Here is a 6,532-nt window from a genome sequence, read left to right as displayed (position 1 = left end):
GAAGCCGGGCTCGCCGGCCTGCGGACCGGCCGGCGCCACGCCAGGCAGGGAGGCGGTGATGCCGGACAGGCCGAGGCGCGTCGTGTCGACGCCGCCGCCGCTGCCGCAGGCGGCCAGGAGCAGCGCGAGGGCGCCGGCGCCGCAACGGCCCAGCCTCCGGGCCTGCCCCCGGCCCTGCCCTGTCGCCCTGTTCGCCATGCCGATCATCCTCGCCGTGCCCGGCCCGCCCTGCCCCACGGCGCCGGAAGCCCCCGGCCATAACCGCCTTCGCCGACCCGGGCAACCGCGCGGCCGGTGCGCGTCCTCCGACGCGCGTTTGTGCGGGGCGGCTCGTCGGGGCAGGATGCGGCATGCCGCCACGCCTCCGACGTCTTGTCCTGGTCCTGCTGTTGCCGCTCGTCCTGGCTGCACCGGCCGTCGCGCAGACCTTCACGGACGCGCAGCGCAGCGAGATTGTCGACATCCTGCGCCAGGCCCTGCGGCAGGACCCGTCCATCCTGCGCGACGCGCTCGGCGCGCTGCAGGAGGACGAGACCCGCGCCCGCGGCGCCGCGCAGCGCGCGGCGATCGCACGCCACGCGGATGCGCTGTTCCGCGACGCGGCCGATCCGGTGCGCGGCAATCCGCGCGGCGACGTGACGATCGTCGAGTTCTTCGACGCGCGCTGCGGCTTCTGCAAGCAATTGCATCCCTCGCTGGAGGCGCTGATCCGCCGCGACCCGAATGTGCGCATCGTGATGAAGGACCTGCCCGTCTTGGGGCCCGCCAGCACGCAGGCGGCGCGCGCATTGCTGGCGGCGCAGCGCCAGGGCCGCTACGCCGCCCTGCAGGATGCGCTGCTGACCTTGCGCGGCGAGCCGACCGAGGCCGTGCTGCGCCAGTCGGCCGAGCGCGTCGGCCTCGACTGGGCAAGGCTGCGGCGCGAGATGGAAGAGCCGGCGATCGCGCGGCGGATCGAAGCGAATCTGCGTCTCGCCCAGTCGCTCGGCATCGAGGGGACGCCGGCGCTCGTGATCGCCGGTCAGGGCCGCGACGGCGGCACGCTGGTGCCGGGCGCGGTGGATCTGCCGACGCTGGAGCGGCTGGTGGCGGAGGCCCGCGCGGGCCGCTAGGCGGCCGGCCTGCGCGAGTTGCCACGCGCGAGGCCGCGTATAGACTGGCGCCGCACGGGATCGGCACGGAAATGGGGGCGGGGCTCGACGCGATCGGGAGGCTGACGCGCCACGCGGCCCTGTCGGGTGCGGGCAGCGCGGCGACACGCGCGCCATGAACCTGCACGCGACGCCCGCCACCAACGAGACGCCGCTGCTCGAGGTCCGGCTGCAGGTGCCCGATCTCGCTGACCTGCGCGCGGGCAACACGGGCATCGAGGGCGTCTGGAGCTTCGCGGCGCCGGAAGGCGGCCCGCACCTGCTGCTCACCGGCCTGGTGCATGGCAACGAGATCGCCGGCGCGCTGATGCTTGCGCGCTGGCTGCGCGACGGCGTCAGGCCGCGGCGCGGACGGCTCACGCTGTGCTTCGCCAATCTCGCGGCCTTCGACCGCTTCGATCCGGCCGATCCGACCGCGAGCCGCTTCGTGGACGAGGACATGAACCGGCTGTGGGCGCCGGAACAGCTCGAGGGCGCGCGGCGCTCATCCGAGCTCGACCGCGCCCGGCGGTTGCTGCCGGTGGTGCGCGAGGCGGATGTCCTGCTCGACCTGCACTCGATGCTGTGGCCGTCCGATCCGCTGTTCATCGCAGGGCCGGGCGGCGCGCGGGAGCTGGGACGCGCGATCGGCGCGCCGCCGGTCGTGGTCTCCGACGAGGGCCACGCGGCGGGGCTGCGGCTCATCGACCATGCGCGCTTCGCCGCCGGCGCTCGCGCGCTGCTGCTCGAAGCCGGTCCGCATTGGCAGCCCGAGACGCTGGCGCAGATGGAGGAGACCGCGGCGCGGCTGCTGCGCGCGCTCGACATGGCAGGGCGCGATGCGCCGGTGGCCGCGACACCCCCCGTCGCGCCGGGCCGCGTCGCGCGCGTCACCCGGACGGTCACGGCGCAGAGCACCGACTTCGCCTTCCTCCGCGAGTTCCGCGGCGGCGAGGTGATCGCGCGACGCAACACGCTGATCGCGCTGGATGGCGAGGCGGAGATCCGCACGCCGCATGACGACTGCCTGCTCGTGATGCCGAGCCCCCGCGCGATGCGCGGCCACACCGCCGTCCGGCTCGCCAGGTTCGAGGACTGACTCTTCCCGTCGCGCGCGGCTTCGTATCCGCCGCCGAAGGCGGCGCGCGCGGCGACCGGCCTGCCAACTCGCGCAGCTTGTCCGAGGCGCGCAGGCTGTGTCGAAGTGACTGATTCACCGCTCCGGCGATTCCGCCTTCGCGGATCAGGCGCCAGCCCGCGGCGCGGGCGCCAGCGCCTGAGGCCTGCTAGACTGGCGGCTCGCCCGGCACCGGCCTGCCGCCGATCGCGCGCAGCAGCGCGGTGATGTCGCGCGATGCGGCCTCGACCGCCTCCGCGTCCACACCCTTGGCGACCAGCGCGACGCCGCCGCCGCCCATGCGGTAATAGGGGTAGCTGCCGATGTCGAGCGCGGGCCAGCGCGACTGGATGGCGGCCAGCCCTTCGGCGATGCGGCCTTCCATCACGCCGTCGGCGTGCACGGTGCGCGAGGCGATCGGCGGCCCGCCCTGGAGCCGAGGCGCCAGGCTCTCGAACATCGCCTGCATGATGCGCGGCACGCCGGCCAGGACGTGCACGTTGCCGATGGTGAAACCGGGTGCGACGGAGATCGCGTTGTCGATCAACGTCGCCCCTCGCGGCATCGTCGCCATGCGCTGGCGCGCCGGGTTGAACTCGCCAGGCGCATAGTGGCGGTCGAGGCGCGCCCAGGCTTCGGGATGCGGCTCCCACGGGAGGTCGAAGGCCGCCGCGACGCATTCGCTGGTGATGTCGTCATGCGTCGGCCCGATGCCGCCGGTGGTGAAGACATGGTCGAAGGCGGCGCGCACCTCGTTCACGGTGCGGACGATCTTCTCGCGCACATCGGGGATGACGCGGACCTCGCGCAGCGGGATGCCGATCTCGCCGAGGCGCGTGGCCAGGAACTGGACGTTGGCGTCGCGCGTGCGGCCTGACAGCACCTCGTTGCCGATCACCAGCAGGCAGGCGGTGGGGGAGCGTTCGCTCATGCGTCCTCCGCAGCTTCGGCGTACCAGGCCAGCGATTCACGGCCGGCCCGTGCCCGCCTGCGGCGTTCACGCGCCGGCCGATCGCAGGCGCGGGAAGGCTAGAGGAAATCCCGCAGCAGCGCGACCAGCGGCTTGTCGGCGGGCGGCATCGGATACTCCGCCAGCTTCTGCGGCCGCACCCAGGCCAGCGTCTGCCCTTCCACCGCGGTCGGAGTGCCCGACCAGCGGCGGCAGAGATAGAGCGGCATCAGCAGGTGGAAGGCCTCGTAGCCGTGGCTGGCGAAGGCGAAGGGGGCGAGGCAGCTCTCGGCGACGTCGATCGCCAGCTCCTCCTTCAGCTCGCGGATCAGCGCGGCTTCCGGCGTCTCCCCCGGATGGACCTTGCCGCCGGGGAACTCCCAGAGGCCGGCCAGCGCCTTGCCTTCCGGCCGGCGCGCGAGCAGCACGCGGCCATCCGGGTCGATCAGAGCGACGGCGGAGACGAGGACGATGCGCTTGCCGTCCGCGGGCGGTTCCGCAGGGCCGGCGGGTGCCGCGGGCGGTGCCGCGGCGGGCAGGTCGGCGCGCGTCATCTCGAACAGCAGCACCGGCATGGCGCCGCCGCGCGAGAGGAAGTCGCGCGCGCCCTCGCCCACCTCGCGGAAGCCGATGCGGCGCAGCACGGCCTGGCTGCGGGCGTTCTCGATCAGCGCAGAGGCGACGAGCTTCTCGATGCCGAGGTTGGCGAGCGCCCAGCGGGCCATGCGCCCGGCCGCCTCCGGCCCGACACCATGGCCCCAGAAGCGGCGACCGATCCAGTAGCCGAGCTCGGCTTCCTTCCGCTCGGCGTCCAGGGTGAGGCCGACGCAGCCGACCAGCACCTCGCGCTCCGCCTCCTCGCCGACGATCGCAAGGTGCCAGGCGCGGCCCTCCGCCATCTGGTCGCGGGTGGAGGCGATCCATTCATCGGCTAGGTCGCGCGGATAGGGGAAGGGCACGCGTGCCAGCGTCTTGGCGACTTCCCAGTCGTTGACGAGCCGGTGCAGGTCGGCCGCATCCTCGGCGCGCAGCGGGCGGATCGTCAGCCGCTCGGTCCGCAGCGGCTCGAAGGCCGGCGCGGCGAGCGGGTCGTGCGAGGGCTCGATGTCCGCGGTCAGGAGCGGTAGGCCCCGTTGATGTCGATGTAGCCGTGCGTGAGGTCGCAGGTCCACACGGTCGCCTTGCCGCGGCCGAGGCCGATGTCGACGGTGATCTCGACCTCGCGGCCCTTCATGTGCGCGACCACCGGCGCCTCGTCATAGCCCGGCACGATCTCTCCCTCGCGCGCCATCCAGACGCCGCCGACGCCGACGGAAAGCCGGTCGCGGTCGGCGGGTTCCCCGGACTTGCCGACCGCCATGACGATGCGGCCCCAATTCGCGTCCTCGCCGGCGATCGCGGTCTTCACCAGGGGCGAATTGGCGATCGCCATGCCGATGCGGTGCGCGGACTTCGCCGATACGGCGCCGGTGACGTCGATGCGGATCAGCTTCTGCGCGCCTTCGCCGTCGCGGGCGACCATCAGGGCGAGGTCCATCAGCACCTCGTCCACCGCGCGGGCGAAGTCCTTCAGCATCGCACCGCCTGCGGTGGGGACACGCGGATGCTTCGTCGCCCCGGTGGCGAAGAGCAGCACGGTGTCGGAGGTGGAGGTGTCGGAATCCACCGTCACGCAGTTGAAGCTGCGGTCCACGGACTTCTTCAGGATCGCCTGCAGGACGGGCGCCGGGATCTTCGCGTCGGTGGCAAGGAAGCAGAGCATCGTCGCCATGTCGGGCGCGATCATGCCGCTGCCCTTGGCGATGCCGCTGACCGTCACCGTCGCGTCGCCGATCCGCGCGGTGCGCACGGCGCCCTTCGGGAAGGTGTCGGTCGTCATGATGGCGCGCGCCGCGCCCTGCCAGCGCTCGTCGCCGAGCGCGCCATGCAGCGGCGGCAGCGCGGCGAGCAGCTTCTCGACCGGCAGCTTCTCCCCGATCACGCCGGTGGAGGCGAGGAAGACCTCGTTCGGCTTGCAGCCGGCCAGCTGCGCCATGGCGGCGGCCGTCGCCTTGCAGGCCTCGCGGCCGGTGCGGCCGGTGAAGACGTTGGAGTTGCCGGCGTTCACCACCAGCGCGCGGGCCTTGCCGCCCTTCAGCGCGGCGCGGCACCAATCCACCGGCGCCCCGGGGCACTTGTTCCTTGTGAACACGCCCGCGACGGTCGTCCCCACCGGGAAGACCATCATCGTGACGTCCTCGCGCCCCTTGTAGCGGATGCCCGCCTGGGCGGAGCCGAGGCGCACGCCCGGCACGGGCGGCATCTCCGGCAGCGGCAGCATCAGCGGAGAGACGGGGAGGTCCTTGCCGGAGGCCATGAGCGCGCGAGTCCAGGCGTTGTGAGGGCACAATTCTCTGCCCCCACCCAACCCTCCCCTGCAAGCGGGGGAGGGCAAAATCGCCTTATCGGCGCTGCGGCGCCGGCGGCGGCGTCGCGCCGTCGAGCAGCGAGGGCGGGCGCGGCGCCTCGCCGCCGGCCAGGCGCTCGACATTCGCCGCGGCGCGGATGCGCTCGACCGTGGCGTTCACGCCTTCCTCGAAGGCCTGCTGGCGCAGCTGGTCGCGGCTGTCCTCGAAGGAGGGCGGGGCGACGGAGCGGCGCTCCTCCACCTTGATGACGTGCCAGCCGAACTGGGTGCGCACCGGGTTGGGCGCGATCTCGCCGGCGCGCAGCGCGAAGGCGGCCTGCTCGAATTCCGGGATCATGTCGCCGCGCTTGAAGAAGCCGAGGTCGCCGCCCTCGCGCGAGCCCGGACCGGTGGAGCGGCGGCGCGCCACCTCGGCGAAGTCGACGCCGGGGCGGCGGACCTCGGCCAGCGCGGCGCGCGCCTCCTGCTCCGTCGGCACCAGGATGTGCCGGGCGCGAATCTCTTCCTCGGCGGGGCGGGAGGCCAGTTCGCGGGTGAAGCGGGCGCGCAGCGCCTCATCGGTGATCAGCGGCTGGACCTCGCGGAGCAGCAGGGCCTGCTGCAGCGTCTCCTCCTCGGCGCGGCGGATGCGGGCCTGCACCTCCGGGTCGCGGTCGAGGCGCTGGGCGCGGGCGGCGGCGACGATCGCCTTCTGAGTGATGATCTGGTCGAGCAGCAGCGGCCGCAGCATCTGCGGCGGCACGTTGCGGAGTTCCTCCGGCAGGCGGCGGATCTCCGCCTCGAGGTCGGATTCGCGGATCTCGATGCCGTCCACCCGGGCCAGCACCGGGTCGCCGGCCGGGGTCGCTGCCGCGGGCGGCTGCGGCGCCGGCGCCGCGGGGGCCTGGGCGAGCACGGGGCCGGCCGGCAGCAGCAGGGCGGCAAGGAAC

At 73.7% G+C, this 6,532-nt stretch carries 7 protein-coding genes; 2 read left to right on the top strand and 5 right to left on the bottom strand.

What is annotated here, in order from left to right:
* On the bottom strand, positions 1-198 hold a 198-nt coding region (locus L2I40_RS16855; RefSeq protein WP_237216356.1), incomplete at its 3' end, for a hypothetical protein.
* 152 nt (positions 199-350) lie between these two features.
* Between L2I40_RS16855 and L2I40_RS16850 the strand changes: the two genes are divergently transcribed.
* Both L2I40_RS16850 and L2I40_RS16845 read left to right on the top strand, forming a co-directional pair.
* Entirely contained in the window at positions 351-1,112 is a 762-nt protein-coding gene (locus tag L2I40_RS16850) for a DsbA family protein (protein WP_237216355.1), read from the top strand.
* Positions 1,113-1,266: 154 nt separating this feature from the next.
* Positions 1,267-2,229 carry a M14 family metallopeptidase gene (locus L2I40_RS16845; protein ID WP_237216354.1) on the top strand — a complete coding sequence of 321 codons (963 nt, stop codon included), beginning with the start codon at positions 1,267-1,269 and terminating at the stop codon, positions 2,227-2,229.
* Positions 2,230-2,416: 187 nt separating this feature from the next.
* Here the strand turns inward: L2I40_RS16845 and L2I40_RS16840 are convergent, their stop codons facing one another.
* The 4 genes from L2I40_RS16840 to L2I40_RS16825 all read right to left on the bottom strand — a co-directional run.
* The gene (locus L2I40_RS16840; protein WP_237216353.1) at positions 2,417-3,178 is read right to left on the bottom strand and encodes a competence/damage-inducible protein A; all 762 of its coding nucleotides are present in this window, start codon (positions 3,176-3,178) and stop codon (positions 2,417-2,419) included.
* A gap of 98 nt (positions 3,179-3,276) precedes the next feature.
* Positions 3,277-4,257: a bifunctional GNAT family N-acetyltransferase/(deoxy)nucleoside triphosphate pyrophosphohydrolase gene (locus L2I40_RS16835; RefSeq protein WP_237216358.1), complete on the bottom strand. Its 981-nt coding sequence runs from the start codon at positions 4,255-4,257 to the stop codon at positions 3,277-3,279.
* Positions 4,258-4,310: 53 nt separating this feature from the next.
* On the bottom strand, positions 4,311-5,552 hold the full coding sequence (gene argJ / locus L2I40_RS16830) for a bifunctional glutamate N-acetyltransferase/amino-acid acetyltransferase ArgJ (protein WP_237216352.1): 1,242 nt from the start codon (positions 5,550-5,552) through the stop codon (positions 4,311-4,313).
* An 85-nt stretch (positions 5,553-5,637) separates the two neighbouring features.
* Positions 5,638-6,532: peptidylprolyl isomerase (locus tag L2I40_RS16825; RefSeq protein WP_308116433.1), on the bottom strand; the 895-nt coding region annotated here is incomplete at its 5' end.

The organism is Falsiroseomonas oryziterrae, assembly GCF_021864505.1.
Lineage (GTDB): Bacteria > Pseudomonadota > Alphaproteobacteria > Acetobacterales > Acetobacteraceae > Falsiroseomonas > Falsiroseomonas oryziterrae.
The sequence above is the reverse complement of the archived record's forward strand: the minus strand, read 5'-3'. Positions and strand labels throughout refer to the sequence as shown.

Excerpts from the sequence above, each read along its gene's own strand:
- L2I40_RS16850 (WP_237216355.1), top strand. The coding sequence starts at position 351 with ATGCCGCCACGCCTCCGACGTCTTGTCCTGGTCCTGCTGTTGCCGCTC.
- L2I40_RS16845 (WP_237216354.1), top strand. The coding sequence starts at position 1,267 with ATGAACCTGCACGCGACGCCCGCCACCAACGAGACGCCGCTGCTCGAG.
- L2I40_RS16840 (WP_237216353.1), bottom strand. The coding sequence starts at position 3,178 with ATGAGCGAACGCTCCCCCACCGCCTGCCTGCTGGTGATCGGCAACGAG.
- argJ (WP_237216352.1), bottom strand. The coding sequence starts at position 5,552 with ATGGCCTCCGGCAAGGACCTCCCCGTCTCTCCGCTGATGCTGCCGCTG.